The organism is Streptomyces sp. NPDC001204 (genome assembly GCF_053598035.1).
Genome location: NZ_JBSFJL010000009.1, coordinates 149,875 through 170,081, shown reverse-complemented (window position 1 = coordinate 170,081; position 20,207 = coordinate 149,875). Strand labels below are relative to the sequence as shown.

Sequence of the window (20,207 nt, the reverse complement as noted above, 5' to 3'; positions counted from 1 at the left end):
GCAGGGACGCGTCGCCGGAGGGCAGTGCGATGCCGGTGGTGAGGGATCAGTGACGGTGCGCCGCGCCTCCCCCGGGGCGGGGGCAGCGCGCCGGGCGCGTCTGCTCAAGCGGTGTCCCTGGTGAGGCGGGGCCAGGCGGCCTCGCGCAGCAGGCGCAGGCCGTTGAGGCCGACGATGACGGTGGACCCCTCGTGTCCGGCGACGCCCAGAGGCAGGGGGAGCGTGCCGATCAGGTCCCATGCGACCAGGAGGGTGATGAACGCCCCGGCGACGACCAGGTTCTGGATGACGAGGCGGCGCGCGGTGCGGGACAGCTGCACGATGGACGGGATGGTGGCCAGTTCGTCGCGGACGACGACGGCGTCGGCGGTCTCCAGGGCGAGGTCGGAGCCGGCCTTGCCCATCGCGATCCCGGAGTGCGCCGCGGCCAGCGCGGGGGCGTCGTTGACCCCGTCACCGACGACGAGCACCCGCTTCCCTTCGACCTCCCACTCCTTCACCGCGGCCGCCTTGTCCTGCGGCAGCAGTCCGGCGCGGACCTCGGTGATCCCGACCTCGGCGGCCAGGTACCGTGCGGCACGCTCGTTGTCGCCGGTCAGCAGTACCGGGGTGCGGCCGGTCAGCCGGGTGAGCGCGGCGACGGTGGCCGCCGCGTCCGGACGCAGCCGGTCCGCGATGCCCAGCACCCCCACCGGCACCCCGTCACGCAGGACCACCACGGCGGTGCGGCCGGTGTCCTCCAGCTCGGCCACCACCTTCCCGTGCGACTCGTGAGCGGAGCCGTCCAGCAGGCGGGCAGGGGATCCCACCTGGACGGTGTGGCCGTCGACGGTGGCGGTGACGCCCTGTCCCGGTCTGGAGGTGAAGTCGCCGGCCTCGGCCAGGGGCAGGTTCTTCTCACGGGCGGCGGCGACCACGGCGCGGGCGAGCGGATGCTCGCTGGGGTGCTCGGCGGAAGCCGCCAGCCGCAGGAGCGAACCCTCGTCCAGGTCGCTGCCGGACAGCGGCCGCAGGTCGGTGACGCGGGGCGTGCCCTCGGTGAGGGTGCCGGTCTTGTCCAGCGCGACGGCGTCGATCCGGCCGAGGCGCTCCATGACGACGGCGGACTTGGCGAGCACACCGCGGCGGCCCGCGTTGGCGATGGCCGACAGCAGCGGCGGCATGGTGGAGAGCACCACCGCGCACGGCGACGCGACGATCATGAACGTCATCGCCCGCAGCAGCGCCGACCGCAGCGTGTCGCCGAAAGCGAGCGGGACGGCGAACACGGCGAAAGTCGCGAAGACCATGCCGATCGAGTAGCGCTGCTCGATCTTCTCGATGAACAGCTGGGTGGGAGCCTTGGTCTCGGAGGCTTCCTCGACCATCTTCACGATCCGGGCGATCACCGAGTCCGACGGATCCCGCTCGACCCTTGCGCGCAGGGCGCCGGTGCCGTTCACGGTGCCGGCGAACACCTCGTCACCCGCCTGCTTGGCCACCGGCAACGGTTCGCCGGTGATGGTGGCCTGGTCCACGTCACTGACCCCGTCGAGGACCTGGCCGTCGGCACCGATCCGCTCCCCGGGGCGGATCAGGATGGTGTCCCCGACCGCCAGTCGCTCGGTGTCGACGCTCTCCTCGGTGCCGTCCGGCAGCAGCCGGGTGGCGGTCGTGGGGGCGAGGTCGAGCAGGCCGCGCACGGACTCCGCGGTGCGGGCGGTGGCGATCGCCTCGAGGGCGCCGGAGGTGGCGAAGATGACGATCAGCAGCGCGCCGTCGAGAATCTGCCCGATCGCAGCGGCCCCGAGGGCCGCGACGACCATCAGCAGGTCCACGTCCAGCTTCTTGTCCTTCAGAGCCTTCAGGCCCTCCCAGCCCGGCTCCCAGCCTCCGGTCACGTAGGTCGCGGCGAACAGCGTCCCCCACAGCCACGCCGGACCGTCGAGCAAGTAGGCAGGAAGAGCGAGCAGGAACAGCAACAGGGCCGCGAGCGCCCACCGTGCCTCCGGCAGCGCCGGCAGACGAGTGGGGCGCCGGAGCAGGGCGGGCCGTGGGCCGCCGACGGGCGGCGCGGACCGCTGGTCCAGTACAGAAGACATGACAAAACAACCCTTCGCGGGCAGACGCGGCAACACCTCCACCGTACAGGAACATGTGAACAGGTCTTCAAGTGTCGTCGGTATCATGGAGGTCATGGGCCACGGACGCGTCACCACGACCAGCAGCGCCACCACCCGCGAGCGCCTTGACACGGTCGGCACCACGGACGTCGCCGCCACCCTCCAGGCCCTCGCCACGCCCTCCCGGCTGTACATCCTGGCCCGTCTCCAGGAGGGGCCGTGCTCGGTCGGCGAGCTCGCGGAGGCCGTCGGCATGGAAGCCTCCGCCTGCTCCCACCAGCTTCGCCTGCTGCGCAACCTCGGTCTGGTGACCGGTGAGCGGCGAGGACGGTCGATCATCTACGCCCTCTACGACAACCACGTCGCTGAACTCCTCGACCAGGCCCTCTACCACGTCGAGCACCTGCGCCTGGGGGTCCGTGACATCCCGGCCGAGCACTCGGAGCCCGCCGCTGTCGACTGAGTCGGGCCGACGGCCGGGGAAGTTCGGCGGCGCACCTCAGGGAGCGCCGCTCGGCATGGGCTGACTCCGTCGGCCGACGGCAGGGCGAACGCCGCCTGATGCGGCAACGGGCCGTTCTCGCCGAGGCGTTCGCCGCCGTCGCCGCCCGGCATCCCGACCGGAAGCTGCGGATCCACGGTGACGATGGCGCGGCCGAGCGGGCCGGGCCCCGCGCCGACTGCGCCACTGGGCGCAGCCCGCGCCTGCACTACTCCCGTCCCCTCACGTTCGCCCGCTCGTACACGCCTGGATGTAACACTTGCTACATTTCAAGGTGTGGCGACTGTGGAACCGGTGAGTCGCTGGCTCATCCTTGTGATCAAACTGCCTGCCCAGCCGTCGCGGCACCGGGTGGCGGTCTGGCGGGAGCTGCGCAGGATCGGGGCGCTCTCGCTCGGCCAGGGCATCTGGGCCGTACCGGACGTCCCCGTCTTCGCCGACGGCATCGCGCGGGCGGTCACGTTGACCGAGCAGGCGGACGGCCAGGTCGTGACGTTGAATGCCTCCGGGCGTGGACCTGAGGACGCCGTCCGTCTCCAGGAGATGTTCGCTGCCGCGCGGTCCGCGGACTGGGCGGAGTTCCTCGCCGACTGCGGCAAGTTCGAGGCGGAGCTCGCCAAGGAGATCCGCACGGCCAAGTTCACGCTGGCCGAGCTGGAGGAAGAGGAGCAGTCGCTGGAGCGGCTGCGGCGCTGGCACCGCGACCTGACGGCACGCGACGTGTTCGGGACCCCGGAGGCGGCGAGGGCAGGCGAGCGGCTCAAGCAGTGCGTGGCCGCCTGCGAGGACTACGCCGAGCGTGTCTTCGCCGCCCTGCACCAGGTCCCGGAGGCGGAACAGTGAGCACGGCCCCCACGGTGCAGGCGGCTCCGGCCCGGCACATGTGGCCGCTGTATGCCGCGGGGTTCACCACCGCCTTCGGCGCGCACGGAATCGCCGCCAGCCTCGGCGGCCACGCCCGGGGCGCGGTCACCTCGCTGCTGGTGCTCGGCGGCCTCCTCGCCCTGTACGACGGTGCCGAGGTACTGCTCAAGCCGGTTTTCGGCACACTCGCCGACAGGATCGGCGCACGCCCGGTCCTGCTCGGCGGACTCGTCGCCTTCGCCGCGGCGTCCGCCCTGTACGTCGTCGCGGACAGCCCCGGCCGGCTGTGGGCCGCGCGCCTCGGCCAGGGCGTCGCGGCCTCCGCCTTCTCCCCGTCGGCCTCCGCGCTGGTCGCCCGTCTCAACCCGGCGGCCAAGCACGGCCGCGCCTTCGGCAGTTATGGCTTCCACAAGTCGGTCGGCCACACCCTCGGCCCGCTGCTCGGCGGAGTGCTGGTGTGGGCCGGGGGCCTGCGCCTGCTGTTCACCGTCCTGGCCGTGCTGGGGGCGGCGGTCGCCGTGTGGGCCGCGCTCGCCGTCCCGGTCGTACCGCCGCTGCCCAAGGCCCGGCAGACGGTGCTCGACCTGGCCCGGCGCCTGGCCGACCCGGCCTTCCTCGCCCCGACCTCGGCCCTGGCCGCGGCGACCGCCGCACTCTCGATCGGGGTGGGTTTCCTGCCGGTCTCGGGCCGGGCGGCAGGCCTGGGCACGGTGGCCACCGGTGCCGCAGTGTCGGTCCTGGTCGCCTGTGCTGCCGTGGTCCAGCCGAAGGCCGGACGGGCACTGGACCACGGACGGCTGACGACCCGTACGGGCATCGCGGCAGGGCTGCTGCTCACCGCCGTGGGACTGGGCTGCACCATGCTGCCGGGTCTTACCGGGCTGCTCCTGGGTGCAGCGCTGATCGGCGCCGGCACCGGTCTGATCACCCCGCTCGGCTTCGCCGCCCTTGCCGCAAGCACTCCAACGGAGCGTCTCGGCCAGACCATGGGCGCCGCCGAACTCGGCCGCGAACTCGGCGACGCGGGCGGCCCGTTGCTCGTCGCGGCGGTCGCCTCGCTCACCACCCTCACCCACGGCTTCGCCGTTCTCGGCGTCGTCCTCGCGCTCGGCCCGGTGCTCACGGTCCTCCGGCGTCGGCCCGCCGGAGAGTGAAACCCGCACCACAGGCACTCGCACCTGCTGATTCAGGGCGCACGCTCTCAGGGGCGTTCACCTGGGTTCGTGGGCGGCTTGCGACCAGATTGGAACCGGAACGGCGGCTCAGATGAACACGTTCCTGAACGGGGCCGAATGAGACGGAAACTGAGACGGTCTGCTCGACCACCGCTGTCAGAGGCCTCGTCTAGTCTCCGGTCATGAGCATGATAGGTGAGTATCTGCGCGTTACGGCTGCTGAGCTCGACCGGGGCGCGCGGTTGTGGTCGCGGCGGTTGCTGTGCTTCCGTGCTGTACACCCCGCCTTCGCCGGGTCAATCCCGTACAGGGTTGCGGCGGCCACGGCCTGCTTCACGCCACAAGCCTTCTGCTTCCCCAGTTCTGCGTGGTGGCAACGGACGGTGACCGCGTTGTTGCCCGCAGGCTGAGTGTGCCTTCGACGCCGAGCTTGACGGCCGCGAGGAGATGCCGGACCAGGAGTGCCGTGCCCAGTTGGGGCATGGCGAATCACCATGTATGCTCGGCGGTCGCGAAGGGGAGTAGCCCTGCAATACCGGTCGTCGACACACTGGAACCCCGCACCGGGTTCCCGGTGGCCGGGCCCGCGCTGCGTGCGGGTGGGCGAGACCTTCGGCCCTTTGTCGACGACGTATGCGTGTCGGCGGGGTCGAAGCTGCCGCCATTCCCCTCGCGCGGTTGTTCTCGAAGCCCTCGCCGCTGCGGGAAGGCTGAACCGAGACCGTGATCCATTTCGTGTTGTTGATCGTCTGCGCGGTGGCGATCTATCTCTCCTGTGAGTGGTTCGTCAACGCCGTCGAGTGGCTCGGTGAGCGCCTCAACGTCGGCAAGATGGCGGTCGGGACGATCCTGGCCGCCTTCGGCACCGCACTGCCCGAGTCCGTGGTCACGCTCGTGGCGGTGACCACCGGCGCGACCGCTGAGGCCAAGGACATCGGCGTCGGCGCCGCGATGGGCGGCCCCTTGGCGCTGGCCACCGTCGCCTACGGCGTCACCGGCGCCATGCTGCTGCTCAAGCGCCGCAAGGAGCGCGAGCGTACTGCCGCGCTGGTCGCCGCGGGTGGCGGCGGCCCCGACACGCCCGCCCAGTCGGCCAGTGGCGCTGAGCAGGCCCTCGGTACCGCGAAGGACATGAAACGGCTGGCCAAGGACCAGAAGTGGTTCCTGCCGATCTTCATCGTGAAGGTGGCGCTCGGCCTGGTCGCCTTCGCCTTCAAGCCCGTACTCGGTCTGTTGTTCTTCGCCGCCTACGCGGTCTACTTCTGGCGGGAGATCCGCGGTGGCCAGGACGAGGACGGCGAGGAGGAGGAGCTGGAGCCGCTGAAGTTCCAGCCCAAGGCCGCCTCTCCGGCCACCTGGGCCGTCGTCGCCCAGACGCTGGTCACCCTCGCGGTGATCTTCTTCGCCTCGCAGCTGTTCGTGAAGCAGTTGGACGCCATCGGCCCGATGATCGGCCTGTCCGCCTCGGTGACCGCCCTGCTGCTGTCCCCGATCGCCACCGAACTGCCGGAAATCATGAACGCCGTGATCTGGGTACGCCAGGGCAAGACCAAGCTCGCGTTGGCGAACATCTCCGGCGCCATGATGATCCAGGCCACCGTCCCCTCCGGCCTTGGCCTCCTGTTCACCAGCTGGCACTTCGACAGCGCCCTGCTGTGGTCCGGGCTGATCACCATGGCCGCGATCGTCTACCTGCTGCTGACCATGCGAGCGAACAGGCTCACCCCGGCACGCCTCACGGTCGCGGTCGGCTTCTATGTGCTCTTCGCCCTCGGGCTGATTCCCCTCCTCGGCTGAGCGATTGCCGCGCTGCCGCCTGGGCCCAAGCGGCGGCGCAGCGATGGCGACGCCTCGCAGGCATTGTCTGCCGGCGGTCGGGCCGCTTCTTCACACCGCGCGAGCAGCGCACGACACAAGGGACCTGAGCTGTCATGGCCGGACACAGAAGATCCGTATCACCCGTGGAGAACCAGGAGCCGGCCGGGCGGCGTCGGCGCAGGCGTCCCAAACGGCGGATCGGCCGCTGGGTGGCGCTCGCCGTCTCGGCCCTCGTGCTCGGCGTGGCTGGAGTGGGCGGCTGGGCGTACACGCACCTCGACGGCAACATCAAGGGAGCGGATCTGGGCGACGCGCTGGGCGACAACCGGCCCAAGGCCACCCGCGGAGGCCAGAACATCCTGGTCATCGGCTCCGACAGCCGCAAAGGCCTCGGGAACGCCTACGGCAAGGACCTCACGACGATGCAGTCCGACACCCTGATGCTGCTGCACACCGGCGGCGACGGGAAATGGGCGACCGTCGTCTCCTTCCCCCGCGACTCCTGGGTAGAGGTACCTGCCTGCGACCGGGGCAACGGTTCGACGTCCAGCCCGCACCGCTTCAAGATCAACGAAGCGTTCGCGATCGGCGGCACCACCGGCGACACGGCCAAGGCCGCCGCCTGCACCATCAAGACCGTCGAGGCCAACACTCATGTGCGCATCGACCATTTCCTGATCGTGGACTTCCGCGGCTTCACCGGCATGGTCGACGCCCTGGGCGGCGTTGAGGTCTGCCCGGAACAGGCCATCCACGACAAGAAGGCCCACCTCGACCTGGAGGCCGGCTGCCAGATCGTCAAGGACGAAAAGGCCCTCGGCTACGTGCGCGCCCGCTACAGCATCGGCGACGGCTCCGACATCGGCCGCATCGGACGCCAGCAGGAGTTCATGCAGTCCCTCGCCGACCGCGCGAAGTCAAAGCTGTACAACCCCACCGCCCTGTACGGCTTCCTGAACTCCGCGACCAAATCGCTGACCACCGACTCCGACCTGGCCGGCATCGACCCCCTGTACAGCCTGGCCTCCAACGTGAAGGGCATAGCCACCGACCGGATCTCCTTCCTGACCGTCCCCAACTACCCGCGAGAGCACGACGTGCCCACCGACAAGGCCAACGTCACCTGGCAGCAGCCCGCCGCCCGGCAGCTGTTCACCGCACTCAACCACGACCAGGAGACGACCAAAGCCGACCTGAAGAAGGCGACCACCCAACTGCCCGCCCCGGCAAGCACCGTGCACGTCACCGTCCTCAACGGCACCGGCACCCAGGGCGCGGCACTGAAGGTCGCCGACCAACTGCGCGCCCTCGGCTTCCAGATCACCGCCACCGGCAACGCCCCCGACCGCGTCGGCAAAACCACCCTCACCTACGCCCAGGGCCAGTCGGAGCAGGCTCAGGCGCTCGCCGGCCACCTGCCCGGCGTGACGCCCACGCTGTCCGAGCAATCAGCCCCTGCCACGGTCACCCTGACCATCGGCCCCGACATGCCCACCCTCGACGGCTGACGTCCGGGCGGCTTACTCAGGCCGGGTTGAGTATGCGCGCTCATGTCCGGCGCACCCTCGCGCGGCGAGTATCGGTGCAGCGGCGCAGCTCACTGGCGCCGATCCGATGCAGTGTTGAGACAGTTACGGAGAATCCCATGTCCCGACGTATCGCTCTGTCCGTGGCCGCCGGTGTCGTCATCCTCGGTGGTGCCGGTGCCCTCGCCCTCGCCCACGCCGGGGAGCAGGCTCCGGCGCCGGCGCACAGCAGTGCCCGCTACACCGCTCCCGACGGGGACCGCGACGGCTCGCTGGCCTTCGTCACCGACGTCACGGCGTCCTCCGGTGTCAAGAGCGTGAAGGTGCTGGCCTGGCCGCAGAACTCGTCCTTCGCCGAGAAGGGGTTGACCGCCAAGGACATGGCCGCCGCGGAGTCGGCCGTCTGCAAGCCCTCCGGGCAGAACACCGTGCGCTGCACCTACACCGTCAAGGTCACCGGTGCCGACGCCGAGTCGTCCCCGCGCGGTGTCTGGCACGTCGCCGTCCTGGCCACCGCGAAGGACGGCACCACAACCCTGGACACCAAGGCGGCCGGCTTCACCGTCCGATGACCGGCACACCCGCATGACCGGGAGAGCGCGGACGATGACGCGCACCCGACCCGGCGACTGCCGCGCAAGTTCCGGTGCAGTGCCACCCGCGTCACCGGCCTGGTCGAGGCCGTCCTCGCCCTGGAGCTGACGGCCTCAGCCTGAGAGCGTGTCGCGAACCTCCCGGTCGGCCGGGAGGTCGGTGCGTCGCAGGGTCGCCACGCACAGGTGCGGGGTGACGAAGGGCTCCAGGGTCCTGGCCCCAGGGACCTGGTGGCCCGCTCACAGCAGAGTGCTCCAGTAGGGCCCGAACCGGGTGAGGACGAGGACGGCGATCACTCCGTACCAGGCCGCGAGGAGTATCCAGTGCGTCTCCAGGACCAGGGTGAGCACCATCCGGCCGACCGCCGGTGCGGGGATGACTCCGTGCCTGAGGTTGCGCTGGGTGACGTACCGGAACAGGGCGATGGTGACGACCCGGACCACGGCGCAGTAGGGGCAGAGCCGGCCCAGGCCGAACAGTGACTGGTGAATCAGCCAGTGCACGAACACGACGCCCGCCGGTGTTCACGGCCAGCCACAGCGCCCGGTGCAGACGGGCCCCGGTGAGCACGGCCACGCCGAGCACGGCGACCGCGGCGAAGGCGCCGAGGCCGAGCAGCATGTTGGGGAAGCCGAACACGTTCCCCTCCGGACTGGACATGACGCTGCCGCAGCTCACGATCGGACTGATGTTGCACGGCGGTTCATGGCCCGGGTCCTTGAGCAGGCGCCAGTCGTCCACCGTGAGCGCGAAGGAGGCGAGCCAGCCGACGGCGCCGGTCAGGGTCAGCAGCCAACCGGTGCGACGACCCGGCCGTCCTGTGCGGGCCGGACTCACGCGGCCCGCCAGGAACGCGACTCGGCGGCCGGAACGCCCCTCACCGCGGGTGCCGGAGTGGCCGCCCGCCGCCGGTGGACCAGGTAGGGGCGGACGAGGTGACCGACCAGGGCGCTCCACACGTGGAAGAGGCGGGTGAACGGCCAGGCGCCGCAGAGGAGGCAGGCGCTCAGGGCGTGCAACTGGAACAGCGGCGGTGCCCCGGTGGTCGCCTCGGGATGCGGATGGAGAGTGAAGGCGCCGCGGAACCAGACCGAGACGGTGGTGCGGTAGTCGTAGCCGCCGCCGAACACGTTGTGCACGGCGGTGCGTCCGTCGGCCGACACCTCGCGACGGGTCAGCGGCCGACGGGCGGCCAACGGCCGGCCCTGCCCTGCGCGCCGCTGCGACGGGCGCGCGATCTCGTCGTTCTCCATGGCCACGAACGCTAGGCGCCGGGCCCTGCTCCGGGCCCGGGGCCGAACGGCCCTGTGGGAACACTTACCGGCCCGGTCCTCACCCCCGTCCGGGCGGAGCCGGATGCGTCACGAGACGAACCGGCCGATGAACCCCCGCACGACCAGTGCCGTGCGTGTCGTGCGGAATCTCTGAGCCGCCCTCCACCGAGGGGCCGTTCGGAGCCGTGACCAGGGGCCATGGGGAGTACCGGAGGGCCGGTCGGCTCAGGCGCCGACCGCCGTGGCACGGCGATCCTGGCCTGTGACCGGCCGGGAGCGGATACGGGCCGTCAGGTCCGGCTGTCCGGCCACGCCTTCTCGTGTCCACGGGCTGAAGCAGCCGCGGCGCGCTCCTGGCCCGGTCGCCGTCCGGCTCGGTGCCATCGGCCGGGCGGTGCTCCGCCACGTCCCGTACCTGTGCCCGGCCGCCTGGTGCGCTGCGTCGGGGACGGTGGCGGACGGCCTCCTTCCCGGACGTCCGCGGACACGCCCGTGGACGACGCTTCCAGACCGCAGCGTCCTGAGATGGTGGAGGACATATCGGGCGGCGAGGCGGAAGAGGGCGGTGGCTGCGGTGGTGCGGAGGAGGAGGCCGTGTCCGAACTGGGTGTGCGGTCCGCACCCCGTGCCCTGCGCCATGCCACGGTCTTCGGTGCGCCGGACGCGGTTCCGGCCGGCGGCGCCATGGGGCTCGTCGCGCCGCGCGACCCGCTGCCGCTGCCGCTGCCGCTGCTCGCGCGGGTCGAGCAGCGGGACCGCGGTGTCTTCGCGGTGGAGTACCCGCAACGGGGGCCCGAAGTCCGGCGGCTGCGCCTCAGCTGTCGCCTACCTGGCGCCGCTGCGGCCGCCCGCGCGGTCCGCGGACGCCGAGGCGCCCAGCGTCCTCGTACGCGCCGCGTCCATCACCAGGAAAACCAGGCCAAGGAAGAAAAACCAGGAGGGCATGTCATGGATGGTGCGCACCGCCGGACCGGCGTAATGGTCAGGATGGCCGGCGCGGCCCTGATGGCCGCCGGACCCGTCATGGTTCTGCGCGGCGGTATGGGCCGCAGGGAGATCCGTACCGAACTGGCCGCGCAGCGGATCACGTTCCCGGCCCACGGGCTGCCCGCCCACCTCGCCGCTCTCGCCGGCCGGAGCGTGGAGACCGGTGCCCAGGCCCACGCCTACGCCGAGCTGATCAAGGAGCATGTCTCCCAGGCGACGGGCGGCCGTACGTATGCCGAGATCACCGAGGAGCTGCACGCCACGGGGGACGACGACGAGAAACTCGCCCAGTTGCGTCAGACCGCCTTCATGGGTGAGACGCTGCGCGGCTCGCTGTTGTCCGCCTACCAGGCCTGGCACCTCACCACGCTGGTCATGGGCCTGGGCGGAGTGCTGACCGGCCTCGGCGCGGCACTGGTGGCCACGGCGGACGCCTTGGGCGCGGACCCGCACCGTCCTTGACGGACTCACCCGTCTCCGGGCAGGCGGCCGCCGCCATCGCCGACCAGGGCGGCGGCCGCCCGTTGCGTCGTGATCACTGGAACCAGGGACAGTCGGCCCATGTCCGTGGGCTCTTCGGCCACTGCCCCAGGACCGCCTGACGCCGGATGCTGGCTCCCGACCGATCCGGAGGTATCCCGTGCACGACCGAACAAGGCGCCCGCGCGGCCGATTCCACCGCCGTCCCCCGTGGCGGGCGCCGCGCACGGGCCGGACCGGTCACCGTCCGGCCGCCCGCCACGTCTGCCCTGACTCGCGGGCGGCCGGACGCACGATGCGTACCCATCCCGTACGGAGGCCGCGGTGAGCGGTGTGCGAGCGATCCGCCGGCAGCACCAGAACGTCGCGGACAAGCCGTTCATCGTCTGCTGACCGGCCAGGCCGCGCCCCACGGCGAGTCCGTCGACGCGCAGCCGGACGGCTGCCGCCGGAGGTGTTCGGCGGCCGCCGCCAACCACGACCCCGCCCAGGCCGGTTTCGCCGCGCTCGGACGCCGGCCCCGAGGACGTCGCGATGATGCTCCTCGGCGTGTTCCTCTCCGCCACGACGACCGACGAGCCGGAGAAGATCGTCCGGCTCCTCGCCCTGATCGTCGACGCACTGCGCCCGGCGCTCGGCCCGGAGCACAGGTGACGCCAACCCTCGGCGCCCCGTCGGCAGGTCACGACGGGCCGTGGCCCGGTCAGGCCCGTAGGCACGTCAGGACGGCCAGGATCCTGCGGTGGGTCCTTCCAGCGCCGCCCCCTGGGCCGAGGGGCCGAGGGCATCACCCGGTCCGGCGGCGTACGCATCGCTGGACCGGGTGTCGGCCGCTGTCCGCCGCAGGCGGCGGCCGAGTCCATCGCCGACTCCGGCGGGCGACGCCGCGCGCGGTGCCGTTGCAGTCGGCGGACCGGGATGCGTGAAGGCCGCTCACCGTCAGACCAGGGCCGGAAGGCCGAGGATGAGGTCGGCGGCGGCCGTCCGGCCGCCCGCGGCGCGCTGGAGGGCGCCGATGCGTTCGGCGTTCTCGTGGAAGGACGGCTCGCCCAGAACCCGGGTGAGTTTGTCCACGACGTCGTCGACGACGATGGTCTCCGGGTGGTCGAGGGTCAGGCTCACCCGGGAGTCCCGGCCGCGTACCGCCTGGTCGTAGCAGTGCGCCCACAGGGGGCGCACGACCAGCGGCTTGCCGAAGTAGAGGCCCTCGTGGAAGCCGTTGCCGCCGCCGTGGGTGAAGAACACCTTGACGCCGGGGTGGGCGAGGACGTCGAGCTGGGAGGGCACCCAGCTCTCGATGCGCAGGTTGCCCGGCAGTTCATCGGACGCCGGCAGCAGGTGCTGCTGTTCGGCGGGCAGTTTCCACAGCACCTGGTGCTCGCCCGCCAGCCGGCGGGCCACCTCCACCAGGGAACCCACCTGCTCCCGGGTCAGCCGGGTGATGGTGCCGAAGCCCATGTAGACGACGGACGACTGGTCGTCGAGCCACTTGCGCACCGGATCGTCCCCGGTGGTCTCCGGCAGCGGCGGCAGCACCGCGCCGACGAGGCGCACCTTCTCCGGGATGTCGAACGGATAGTCCAGCTCCGCGACCGAGTTGCACAGCACCAGCTCGGCCCTGTCGATCCGCGTCATCGGGTTGGGTGGTGGAAGTCCCTGCTCCTTGCGGAGACGGGCGTCCTTCGACAGCACCTTGCCCATGACCGGGTTGAAGAACATGGCCAGGGTACGGAACTTGAACAGCTCGTTGGCCACCCGCTGCGCCAGGTTCATCCGGCGCGGCAGCCCCGAGTGCGGGACGGGGAAGTCACGCGGGGTGAGCCCCTTGGCGAAGGGACTGTGCGAGGTCAGCACGTTGCTGGGCAGGAACGGCACACTCAGCACGAAGGGGATGCCCCGGGCGACCGCCAGGTCCACGGCGAAACCGCTCATGCAGTCGACGACCATGAGCGTCGGCCGGACCCTTTCGACGATCTTCTGGAGCCGGTGGAACTTCTCGGCCTGGAGGGCGGGCTTGTAGGACTGCTTGATGACGGCGCGGTGGGCCCGGAAGCGGGAGCACTGCGTGACCTCCCGGTAGACGTCGTCGGGCCAGGTCACGGCCGACAGCTCGGGAATCACCTCGCCGAGGGAGGCGAACCGCACCGGTGCGCGTTCCGCCGTTCTGCGCACGTCCTCCCTGCGGTGTTCGTCGGTGGCGAACCACAGGTCCGCCACGCCCTGGCGGGAGAGTTCACCGGCCAGCACCAGCAGCGGGTTCAGCAGGCCGCTCTCGGGGAGACTGACGAACAGGATCGGCCGTCGGGCGGAATCCATGAAGTGCCTTGTGCCTTTCATCGGTGGCCGGCAGGACGGGGGAGCACCTCCCCGGGCGATCCGCATCGCCCGGCACTGTGATCTCACGCCGGATGCCGGAAGATCCTTAGACCTCCTGTTGAAGCGGGTGCGCACATTCCCGGACGCGGGACGGGGGCTGTCGAGGAGCACCTCGCCCCGCGCTCACAGAGCCGGATCAGGAGCGGGCCTAGAGACGACGCCCGCGCGAGCCCTGCAGGGCGACACCCGGGGCCTCCTGCGTGCCGTGCCCCGGGAACCGCGCGCCCAACAGGGACAGCAATGGCTCGGCCTCGCGTGCCGTCTCCTCGAACACGGCATCCGGGTCGCACGGCGCGGTGACGGCGCCGCCGACTCCGTACCGCAGACGCCGGCCGCTCAGCACCGCCGTGCGGGTGGCGAGGCCGAAGTCGGCCGCTCCCGAGAGGGAGAAGTAACCGATCGCCCCGGTGTGGACGCCGCGCGGCCCGCTCTCCAGCCGGTCCAGGGCCAGCATCGTCCGCGGCTTGGGAGCGCCGGTCACGGAGCCGCCCGGGAAGGCCGAACGCAACGCCGCCACGGCTGTGGTGCCTTGGCGCAGCCGCGCCCCGACCGTGCTCACCATGCGGTGCCCGGCGGAACACGTCATCACGTCGAACAGCGGATCGGCCGTGACCGCGGCGGCCCCGGCGCGGGAACCCAGATCGTGCCGCGTCAGGTCGACGAGGGTCAGATGGGCGGCCCGCTCCCGTTCGCTGGTGGCGAGGTCCGCGATCAGCAGGGCGTCCTCCTCCGGCGTGCTCCCGCGGGGGCGGGAACCCTCGGTGACCGTCGTTTCCACCCACCCCTGCCGGTCGACGCGCAGGAGACGCCCGGAGGCGGAGCTGAGCACGGACAGCGCGCCGAATCCCAGGAACGCCCCGAACGGCGCCGGGGCGAGCCGCCGCAGGGTGCGGTACGCCTGCCAGGGGTCGAGGTCCGTCCTGGTCTCGATCATGTTGGCGAGATACAGCCCATGGGTGTGGCCGGCGGTCAACTCGTCCTGGCAGGCGGCGACGAGCTTGAGGTACCGCTCGCGCTCATGACGCAGCCGCAGCCGGGCCGGCCGGGCCGGTGACGGGATGCGGGCGGCCGGAACGGGCAGCGGCGGCACCGTGGCGAGCCGCGCCGAGACGGCGGTGAGCCAGGACCGGGCCGGGCCCTCGTCCCCCTCCTCGGCCAGGGCGAGCAGATACGCGGTGCCGGTGCCGTGGTCCAGGACGACGGCACGGTCGGCGAAGACCATGACGGCGTCCGCAGCCGGTGACCGGTGCGCCCTCGCGCCGCCGCACTCGGCCTTCAACTCGTAGCCCAGATATCCGACCCAGCCGAGTGCGAAGTCGAACGGCAGCTCCGGGACGTCCACCGCCAGGGACCGCAGGTCCTCGTCGAGCCAGCGCAGGAACGGACTGCGGACCACCTCGGCGGGCCCCGTCGCCCGGACGGACACGCTGCCCCTGACCACGTGCGCGGTGGCGACCCGGGCGAGCGGCCCGTCCGCGTTGCCGAGGACGGACACCCGGCCCGGACCGCCGTCCGCGCGGCCGCTGTCCAGCCAGAAGGGATGGTCACCGGGGCGGAACAGGCGGTCGAGGACCGTCTCCGCCTCCCAGCGTGTCTCCAGCCGTTCGGCCAGTACCCGCAGCCTGCGGCGCGGGGGCCGCGCGCGGTCGCCGGCGCCCGGGAGCCGCTTCGGCGCCTTCCCCGCACCGGTGGCGGTGACCACCGGTGCCCGCCGTGGCGGGGCACCGGCGAACAGGGGCGGGCCGGGGCGGGATCTCCGGTGCTCCTCCGTCAGTTCGCGGAAGCTGACGAGCAGTTGACGGCCCGTGTCCGTGCCGGCGGACTCGGGGTGGAACTGCACTCCCCACAGCGGCAGACTCCGGTGGCGCAGCGCCATGACCACGCCGTCGTCCGTCGCCCAGGCGGTGGGCTCCAGGACGGGGGAGAGACCGGTGACCGCGAACGCGTGGTAGCGGACGGCCTCGAGCGGGTTGGGCAGTTGCCGAAGGAGCCCGGTACCGGTGTGCCGCACGGGCGAGACGCGTCCGTGGCACGGCCAGGGCGCACGGCCCACAGTGCCGCCGTGCACCAGCGCGATCGTCTGGTGGCCGAGACCCACGCCGAGCACGGGCAGCCGGTCCTGACGGCAGACCTCGGCACCGATCGCCGTGACGGCGCGGTCGTGCGGGGTGCCCGGTCCCGGGCAGAGCACCACGTTGTCGAAGTCCCGCAGCAGGCCCGGGCGCCAGGAGGGGTCGTCGTGGCGGACGACCTCGGGCTCCCGGTTGTTCACCTCGGCGAGGCGATGGAACAGGTTGTGGGTGAAGGATTCGTCGTTGTCGACGAGCAGAGTGCGCATCGCGGGTCCTCGCTCCGCAGGTGCGGGGACCGGAACCAGGGCGTCGGAGGAGGAGCGTCGTCAGCCGGAACCGGGGCATGCGTCGGTCCCCGTGCTGCGGATTGGGTGGCTCGGTTTCCGAAAGGCGGGAGAAGTGTGTGGATTCCGGCCAAGTGTATTTCGGTCATGAAGCGGGCATCACGCGCCGGATCCCTATTCTGGACGTCATGACAAGGCGCTTCCTCTGTCTGAAGAGGAACCGAATTAGCAAATTGCCGGATTTCGCCCGAGTCTATTTGCTGACGGGAACGTGCGGGTTCGGCCGGGCTCGTGCTTCCCGGGCGTGGATGTGCACAGAAGGGCGAGTGCGGTGGGGGTGGGCCGACCGTTCCGTGGTTCTCATCGGACTCCCGCTCCTTCCGGTCGGGGTACGCATCACCTTCCTAAGTGATCTCATGCACGACACCGGAAAATCCCTAGTGTCGAGCGCGCGGGCGGTGGGTGGCCAGATAGCGGGCCCTGATTGCCGATGTCCGCGGACGGCGGGGCCGCGTGGGGCCGCGCGGTCCGGGGCGGCCGGCGGGATGTGGGAATGGCGTGGCCGGGGGTTGGGTGGACTCCGGCTTGCCCGCTTGGGCGCCGCGCCCGTCCGATTGCTGCCCGGAGTCCGCGCGTACCGCGTGGCGACCAGTTGCCGATCACGCAGATATCGTTAGCTATCGCAAAGTCGAGTGCCGAGCGTGAAGGGCTGAGTCGCGCGAACGCAGCCGCTGGAGCGCAATCGTATTCCGCTGGCCGGTCGCACGTTGAACCGCTGCCTCTGACTCGACAATAGCTGACTGGACAAGTGTTCTGGCTTAGAATCCCCATGTGCCTTCCTCGAACCCGATCGACCACCCCCTCGTCACGACGTTCGGCCGCCTGGTGGAGACCCACAGTCACCTCGAGCGGCGCCTGGGCACGGCCATGCAGTCGGAAGTCGGCCTGCCGCACGTCTGGTTCGAGGTCCTGATCCGGCTCGCCCGCGCGGAGGAAGGGCAGTTGACCATGAGTGCGCTGGCCGACCAGATCGCCCTGACCACCAGCGGGGTCACCAGGCTGATCGACCGGATACAGGCGGCCGGCTACGTCGAACGCTGCCCCTGCGTCAGGGACCGAAGGATCGCCTACGCCGCCATCACCGACGCCGGGCACGATGTCCTCCACCGGGCCGCGGTCGGACACGTACGCAATCTGCGGGACACCTTCGCCCAGTTCAGCGAGGACGACCTGGCCACCCTGGACAACCTGCTCGACCGCCTCCGGAGTACGACGTGATACACGGCCGCGACAACGAGTCGACCGCACTCGGCGCCCGGGCGGCCGCCGCACGCCGTGGTGAGACGGGGTGCGTGGTGCTGACCGCACCGCCCGGCTACGGCAAGAGCGTGCTCCTCGACGCCCTGCTGCGCGCCCCCGCGTGCCGGGACATGACGGTGCTGCGGGCGCACTGCGGCGAGGCGGCCGGAGGCGCCGGCGCCTACGCGGGGCTGAGGGCGCTGTTCACGCCGGCGGGCGCGCCCGCTCCGGACCGCCCGGAGCCGGAGCCGGGCGAGGACAGCCCGGCCGTGTTCCTGCCCGGCCCCGGGGATGCCCAGCGGTTCACCCTCACCTCCGCCTACCCGGTGTTCCGCCGGCTCCTCGGGCACGTGCTGCGGCTCACGGCGGACCGGCCGCTGCTGCTCGTACTCGACGACGCCCACCACTGCGACGAACACTCCGTGCGCTGGCTGGAGTTCCTGCTGCGGCGGGCGGCCGGGCAGCCGCTGCTGGTGGTCCTCGCCCGGAGCTCCGGCACCGACCCGCGCGCTCCCCGGGCCTGGGCCGACCTCCTCGCCCACCCCTCGGTGTCCGCGCTGCCCCTCGGGCCCCTCGGCACCGACGCCGTCGGCGGCCTCGCCGAAGAGGTCTTCGGCACGCCGGCGCACCCCCGGCTCGCCGAGCGCGTCGCCGAGGTCACCGGCGGCAACCCGCGCACCGCCGTCCGGCTGCTGCGTGAGCTGAGAAGACGCGGCGCGGCTCCGGACAAGGCAGGAGCGCAACAGGCGTGGGAACTCGGCGGCGGCATGGCCGCACGGTCGGTGCGGCGTGTGGTCGACCGCGAGTCCGCCACGGTCCGGAGTGTCGCCACGGCGATCGCGCTGCTCGGGAGCACGCAGCCCCCGGAGGGCGTCGCGGTGCTGGCGGAGGTGGACCGCGCGCAGGCCGAGGAGGCGATCGCCGTGCTGCGCCACGCGGGAGCCCTCACTCCCGACGGCACCGCTCTGGTGCACGAAGCCGTACGTTCGGCGCTGCTGGAACCGCTCGGCACCGCGCGGGCAGCCGACCTGCACGCCCGAGCCGCGCTGTTGCTCAGCGACGCGGGCCGGCCCGTCGAAGAGGTGGCCCGGCATCTCATGCGGCTGCCCCGCGCCCGGGAACCCTGGATGACCGCGGTCCTGCGGGACGCCGCCGCCCGGGCCGAGCAACGCGGCGCCCTCGCCGAGGCCGCCGGCTGTCTGCGCCGGGTGCTGGAGGCCGAGCCCGACGACGTCGAGGCACGGCTGCGGCTGGCGCTCGCCGTGGCGCCCGACGACCCCCTGAGCGCCATTCCGCTGTTCCGCGCGGCGCTCGCCGGCACGGCCGACACGCGCGGGCGGGCCGCCATCGCGGTCCAGTACGCCATGGCATGCCTGTCCGTACCGCTCCCGGCCGCCTGCCGGGCGGAGATCCTGGGAGCACTGGAGACCGCCTGGGACGCCCTGGCGTCCGGCCCCGAGCGTGCCCCGCAACTGCGCGACCAGGTGGCTACCGTGCTGCTGCTCATGGGACGGCGCGGGACCGGTGTGGCGGCGCGGGAGCACCGCGGCACGGTGACGGCGTCGTACCGGCTGCGCACCGACCGGCACGAGACGGAGGCGCTCGCCGCCCTGCGTACCGCGCTGGCCGGCCACTCCCGGGAGGCGGCCGTGAAAGCCGCCCGGCGCGCGCTGGCCACGCCCTCCCCCCAGCCGCCGCCGTGGCTGCTGTTCACCGCCGCCGCCACACTCGGCCTCGCGGACGAGACGACGGATGCGCACACCGCGCTGGACACCATGCTGCGGCGCGAGGGTGACGAACCGACGGCCTGGGTACGGGTGCTCACCGGGTCCCTGAGGTCCCATCTGCTGCACCGTGACGGTGCCGTCCTCGACGCCGCCGCGGAAGCCCGCTCGACGATCGCCGCGGCGGGCCGCACCAACTGCGAGGCACGGCTGGTCACGGCACGAGCGGTGCTCGCTTCGGTGCTCGTCGACCGCGGCGAGCCGCAGCAGGCCGAGCGGCTGCTCGACCGGATCGGCCGCTCCGAGCCGAGCGGTTCGGCCCTCGCCTACCTGCTGTATCTGCACACCCGCGCCCGCACCCGCTGGGCGACCGGCAGCCCCCGGCAGGCGCTGCGGCTGCTGCGCGAGTGCGGCGCGGTGCAGGAGACCGCCGGTGTGCTGAGCCCGGTGCTCACCTCCTGGTGGGTGGACACCTGCCTGATCCTCGCGGCCATCCGGCCGGCGGAAGGCAGAGAACTGGCCGAACAAGGAGCCGAACGCGCGCGGCGCTGGGGAACGCCGCGCGCCCTCGGGCTCGCCGCGCTCGCGTCGGGCGTCCTCACCCCGGGCCGGGCCGGGCTCGACCTGCTAGCCGAGTCGGCCCACCAGCTGTCCCGGTCGCCCGCGGTCTCCGCGTACGCCCGTGCCGAATACGCGCTGGGCCGGGCCCTCCTGCTGCACGGAGACGAGGCCGGTGCCCGGGAGCGGCTGCGCAAGGCGGCCGGCATCGCGGGTGGCTGCGGGGCGCTCGCGCTGGCGGAGTCGGCCCGCAGCCTGCTGGTCTCCGCCGGCGGGCGCATGGGCCACGCCGCCGACGCGCCGGCCGGAGGCCTGCTCACCACCACGGAGCTGAAGGTGGCCGGACTGGCGGTGTCCGGAGCCAGCAACCGCCAGATCGCACAACGGCTGTTCGTCACGGTGCGCACCGTCGAGTCACATCTGACCAATGTCTACCGGAAGCTCGGGGTGCGCCGACGGGACCAGCTCACGGACGCCCTGCGCGCCGTGCACGGACGCTCGTGGCCCCTGCCGGGCTGGTCGGTGCTGGAAGGGGCGTGAAGGTCCGGCCTGTCGGGGACTCACACGCCGCA

At 72.1% G+C, this 20,207-nt stretch carries 13 protein-coding genes and 2 pseudogenes; 9 read left to right on the top strand and 6 right to left on the bottom strand.

The window, feature by feature from the left end; translation table 11 throughout:
• Positions 1–104 precede the first annotated feature (104 nt).
• Positions 105–2,081, bottom strand: a complete 1,977-nt coding sequence (locus tag ACWC91_RS15525) for a heavy metal translocating P-type ATPase (protein WP_450640257.1) — start codon at positions 2,079–2,081, stop codon at positions 105–107.
• Between the two features lie 94 nt (positions 2,082–2,175).
• On the opposite strand from ACWC91_RS15525, the gene ACWC91_RS15520 reads away from it, so the two are divergent.
• The 6 genes from ACWC91_RS15520 (at position 2,176) to ACWC91_RS15495 (ending at position 8,559) form a co-directional block, all read left to right on the top strand.
• Entirely contained in the window at positions 2,176–2,565 is a 390-nt protein-coding gene (locus tag ACWC91_RS15520; protein WP_225077523.1) for an ArsR/SmtB family transcription factor, read from the top strand.
• Between the two features lie 315 nt (positions 2,566–2,880).
• Positions 2,881–3,447, top strand: a complete 567-nt coding sequence (locus ACWC91_RS15515) for a Chromate resistance protein ChrB (protein ID WP_450640256.1) — start codon at positions 2,881–2,883, stop codon at positions 3,445–3,447.
• 38 nt (positions 3,448–3,485) lie between these two features.
• Positions 3,486–4,622 (top strand): MFS transporter, encoded by a 1,137-nt coding sequence (locus ACWC91_RS15510; RefSeq protein WP_450640300.1) that lies wholly within the window; start codon positions 3,486–3,488, stop codon positions 4,620–4,622.
• Between the two features lie 744 nt (positions 4,623–5,366).
• Positions 5,367–6,440, top strand: a complete 1,074-nt coding sequence (locus ACWC91_RS15505) for a sodium:calcium antiporter (protein ID WP_450640254.1) — start codon at positions 5,367–5,369, stop codon at positions 6,438–6,440.
• Between the two features lie 134 nt (positions 6,441–6,574).
• Positions 6,575–7,969 carry an LCP family protein gene (locus ACWC91_RS15500; RefSeq protein WP_450640253.1) on the top strand — a complete coding sequence of 465 codons (1,395 nt, stop codon included), beginning with the start codon at positions 6,575–6,577 and terminating at the stop codon, positions 7,967–7,969.
• A 137-nt stretch (positions 7,970–8,106) separates the two neighbouring features.
• Positions 8,107–8,559 (top strand): DUF5707 domain-containing protein, encoded by a 453-nt coding sequence (locus tag ACWC91_RS15495; RefSeq protein ID WP_376500749.1) that lies wholly within the window; start codon positions 8,107–8,109, stop codon positions 8,557–8,559.
• A 261-nt stretch (positions 8,560–8,820) separates the two neighbouring features.
• On the opposite strand, the gene ACWC91_RS15490 is transcribed toward ACWC91_RS15495, so the two are convergent.
• The 3 genes and pseudogenes from ACWC91_RS15490 to ACWC91_RS15480 form a co-directional block, all read right to left on the bottom strand.
• Positions 8,821–9,084 (bottom strand): hypothetical protein, encoded by a 264-nt coding sequence (locus ACWC91_RS15490; RefSeq protein ID WP_376500747.1) that lies wholly within the window; start codon positions 9,082–9,084, stop codon positions 8,821–8,823.
• Between the two features lie 76 nt (positions 9,085–9,160).
• A pseudogene (locus tag ACWC91_RS15485) lies at positions 9,161–9,322 on the bottom strand (vitamin K epoxide reductase family protein); the annotation flags it as partial.
• Between the two features lie 92 nt (positions 9,323–9,414).
• Positions 9,415–9,726: pseudogene (locus tag ACWC91_RS15480) on the bottom strand (respiratory nitrate reductase subunit gamma); the annotation flags it as partial.
• Positions 9,727–10,380: 654 nt separating this feature from the next.
• On the opposite strand from ACWC91_RS15480, the gene ACWC91_RS15475 reads away from it, so the two are divergent.
• Positions 10,381–11,304 (top strand): DUF2249 domain-containing protein, encoded by a 924-nt coding sequence (locus tag ACWC91_RS15475; RefSeq protein ID WP_450640250.1) that lies wholly within the window; start codon positions 10,381–10,383, stop codon positions 11,302–11,304.
• Positions 11,305–12,261: 957 nt separating this feature from the next.
• Here ACWC91_RS15475 and ACWC91_RS15470 read toward each other — a convergent pair.
• Both ACWC91_RS15470 and ACWC91_RS15465 read right to left on the bottom strand, forming a co-directional pair.
• Positions 12,262–13,638: a glycosyltransferase gene (locus tag ACWC91_RS15470; RefSeq protein ID WP_450640249.1), complete on the bottom strand. Its 1,377-nt coding sequence runs from the start codon at positions 13,636–13,638 to the stop codon at positions 12,262–12,264.
• Positions 13,639–13,846: 208 nt separating this feature from the next.
• The gene (locus ACWC91_RS15465) at positions 13,847–16,036 is read right to left on the bottom strand and encodes a chorismate-binding protein (protein ID WP_450640247.1); all 2,190 of its coding nucleotides are present in this window, start codon (positions 16,034–16,036) and stop codon (positions 13,847–13,849) included.
• An 849-nt stretch (positions 16,037–16,885) separates the two neighbouring features.
• Between ACWC91_RS15465 and ACWC91_RS15460 the strand changes: the two genes are divergently transcribed.
• Both ACWC91_RS15460 and ACWC91_RS15455 read left to right on the top strand, forming a co-directional pair.
• Complete coding sequence (locus ACWC91_RS15460) at positions 16,886–17,332, top strand: MarR family winged helix-turn-helix transcriptional regulator (protein ID WP_225079177.1); 447 nt, start codon at positions 16,886–16,888, stop codon at positions 17,330–17,332.
• A complete protein-coding gene (locus ACWC91_RS15455; protein WP_281154096.1) occupies positions 17,329–20,175 on the top strand; it encodes a helix-turn-helix transcriptional regulator in 2,847 nt (948 codons plus the stop codon). The genes ACWC91_RS15460 and ACWC91_RS15455 overlap by 4 nt, the downstream gene beginning before the upstream one ends.
• Positions 20,176–20,207 lie beyond the last annotated feature (32 nt).

Bases quoted from the DNA above. Each gene is read 5' to 3' on its own strand.
- ACWC91_RS15525 (WP_450640257.1), bottom strand. From the start codon at position 2,081: ATGTCTTCTGTACTGGACCAGCGGTCCGCGCCGCCCGTCGGCGGCCCA.
- ACWC91_RS15520 (WP_225077523.1), top strand. From the start codon at position 2,176: ATGGGCCACGGACGCGTCACCACGACCAGCAGCGCCACCACCCGCGAG.
- ACWC91_RS15510 (WP_450640300.1), top strand. From the start codon at position 3,486: ATGTGGCCGCTGTATGCCGCGGGGTTCACCACCGCCTTCGGCGCGCAC.
- ACWC91_RS15500 (WP_450640253.1), top strand. From the start codon at position 6,575: ATGGCCGGACACAGAAGATCCGTATCACCCGTGGAGAACCAGGAGCCG.
- ACWC91_RS15495 (WP_376500749.1), top strand. From the start codon at position 8,107: ATGTCCCGACGTATCGCTCTGTCCGTGGCCGCCGGTGTCGTCATCCTC.
- ACWC91_RS15475 (WP_450640250.1), top strand. From the start codon at position 10,381: ATGGTGGAGGACATATCGGGCGGCGAGGCGGAAGAGGGCGGTGGCTGC.
- ACWC91_RS15470 (WP_450640249.1), bottom strand. From the start codon at position 13,638: ATGGATTCCGCCCGACGGCCGATCCTGTTCGTCAGTCTCCCCGAGAGC.
- ACWC91_RS15465 (WP_450640247.1), bottom strand. From the start codon at position 16,036: ATGCGCACTCTGCTCGTCGACAACGACGAATCCTTCACCCACAACCTG.